Annotated in this window: 1 protein-coding gene and 1 pseudogene; both read left to right on the top strand. The window is 69.6% G+C overall.

Annotation, left to right across the window (positions count from 1 at the left end; translation table 11 throughout):
• Nucleotides 1-1,601 (top strand): FG-GAP-like repeat-containing protein (locus tag ACLQ2U_RS32120; protein WP_425754632.1); only part of this gene is annotated, 1,601 nt, incomplete at its 5' end.
• Between the two features lie 162 nt (nucleotides 1,602-1,763).
• Nucleotides 1,764-2,698 (top strand): annotated as a pseudogene (locus ACLQ2U_RS32115) (hypothetical protein); the annotation flags it as partial.

Raw genomic sequence — 2,698 nt, 5'->3', positions numbered from 1 at the left:
CGACGAACTGGAACACCGGCGCAAGCCGCACCCTGCGCGCCGCCGACATCAACACCGACGGCACCCCCGACCTCTGGACCGTCGGCACCGACGGCGTCACTACCACCTGGCTGGTGACCGGACTGTCCGCGGGTAGTGGCGGCATCTCGGCGCAGCCGACCCAGAGCCTGATCACGGCCAACCACGCGTGGCAGCTCACCAACGCCGAGAGCGGTGCCGTGACGGGGGACAACGTGGCGCAGGACGCCGTCGGCGCCCTGCACGCCACCGGCTCGGGAAACAGCATGTGGAACGAGGGTGATCTCTTCGACCGGGACGTCCTTCTGGACGGCACGACGAACAGCGCACTCGCCACGGCCGGTCCGGCGATGGCCACCGACGCCGACTTCACCGTCTCCGCATGGGTCAAGCCGACCGCCGCCGGAGGCACCGTCTTCTCCCAGGACGCGACGAACACGGCCGGTGTCAAGGTCTGGATCGACGCGTCGGACAACAGCTGGCGGGTCGCGATGCCGCAGAGCGACGTGGCCAGCCCGGTCTGGGACGTCGCCAGCGCCGGCGCGAACAGCGCCAGGCTGGGCGTCTGGACCAGGGTGACGGTCAGCTACGAGAAGGTCAACGGTCGACTCGGCCTCTACCTCGGCGCGCTGAACAAGGCGGTCGTCAGTCACTCCGGCAGCTGGAACGCCACCGGCCCGTTCCGGCTGGGCGCGCACCGGACGTCGGCCACCGGTCACGGGGGTTGGTTCAAGGGCCAACTGAGTCAGGTGCTCGCCTGGAACGCCGTGGTGAGCCCGGTCCAGGCGGTCCCGGCCGGCCCGCGTCGGGACTTCAGCGGCGACGGCTACCCCGACGTGATGGCCCGCTACACGCCCAACAACAACATCCTGCTCTACAAGGGTGATGGCGCTGGCATGTTCCAGTCCGGCTCGACGGTCATCGGCGCCAATTGGGTCGCCTTCGACAAGATCTTCTCCCCGGGCGACTTCAACGGCGACGGGAAGACCGACGTCATCGCCCGCCACGCCACCAGCAAGGACCTCTACCTCTACCGGGGCAACGGCACCGGAAGCTTCATCTCCGGCTCCACCATCATCGGCGACAACTGGGTCGCCTTCGACACCATCTTCTCGCCCGGCGACTTCGACGGCGACGGCAAGTCCGACGTCATCGCCCGGCACGCCACCACGAAGGACCTCTACCTCTACCGGGGCAACGGCACCGGAAGCTTCATCTCCGGCTCCACCATCATCGGCGCCAACTGGTCCGCGTTCGACATCATCTTCTCGCCGGGCGACTTCGACAACGACGGTAGGACGGACGTCATCGCCCGGCACGCCACCACGAAGGACCTCTACCTCTACCGGGGGAGCGGCAGCGGCAGGTTCGCCTCCGGCTCCACCATCATCGGCGCCAAGTGGTCCGCCTTCGACCAGGTCTTCTCGGTCGGGGACTTCAACATGGACGGCAACACGGACGTCATCGCCCGCTACACGACGACCAAGGATCTCTACCTCTACCAGGGCAACGGGATCGGGCGGTTCAAGCCGGGCTACACCGTCATCGGCGCCAACTGGTCGGCCTTCAACATGATCTTCTAATCAGGGCCGGTCCGGTCCGGGTGATGAGCCCGGACCGGACCGGTGACGTTCATTTCCACCTCCACCAGGCGCGAATCCGCGCGCCTCTGTCACCCACGGGGAGTTCCACTCATGCCCGACAACCGACCTCCACAGACCGGACGTGTGATCGCGTCCGGTGCCGTGGCCACCGTCATGGCCGCCGCAGCCGCGGTGTCGCTGACCTCGCCGGTCAGCGCCGCACCGGCGCCGCAGCCGAAGGCCGCCCCCAGCGCGGCAACCTCTCTCAGCATCGACCAGGCGATGGTCGAGGCGAAGCGGGCTGGTAAGCCGGTCGAGGCGACCGGGGCCGGGACGTCGACCTCGACGTACACCGCCGGTCCGGACGGCACGGTCGAGCTGACCCAGTCCGCCGTGCCCACCCGTACCCGGGTGAACGGGCAGTGGAAGGACCTCGACCCGACCCTGGTCCGGCACGCGGACGGCAGCATCACCGCCGCGGTCACCACCAACCAGGTCCGGCTCTCCCCCGGCGGCACCGGCCCCCTGGCGCAGATGACCAGCGGCGACCGCGCGCTGTCGGTCACCGCGCCGCTGGCCCTGCCGGCGCCGACCCTGTCCGGGCCGACCGCCACCTACGCCGAGGTGCTGCCCGGCGTCGACCTCACCGTCCGGGTCAACGGCGAAGGCTCGTTCTCGCACGTCTTCGTGGTGAAGAGCCGCCAAGCCGCGGCTAACCCGAAGCTCGCCGCCCTGGACCTGACCACCGCCACCAAGGGCGTCACCCTCGCCGCCGACACCGCCGGCAACATCACCGGCCGCGACCGCGCCGGGCAGACCGTCCTGTCCGCCCCCGCCCCGGCCATGTGGGACTCCACCGCGACCGCACAGGCCGAACCGACCGCGCGAAGCACCGCGTCCGGCCCCGACGCCCCCGGTGAGGGCGCGAAGACCGCCGCCATCGGAGTGAAGGTCGCCGCCGGCAAGCTGCGCCTCACCCCGAGCCAGGCGATGCTCACCGACACCAAGACCGCCTACCCGGTCTACATCGACCCCACCTTCACCTGGACCCCGGTCGGACCGAAGATGTCCGGCTGGTCGAGCATCTCCTACCAGCA

Origin of the sequence: Micromonospora sp. DT47, from assembly GCF_049844475.1 — a bacterium.
Taxonomy (GTDB): domain Bacteria; phylum Actinomycetota; class Actinomycetes; order Mycobacteriales; family Micromonosporaceae; genus Micromonospora.
This window is presented reverse-complemented; position numbering and strand designations above follow the sequence as displayed.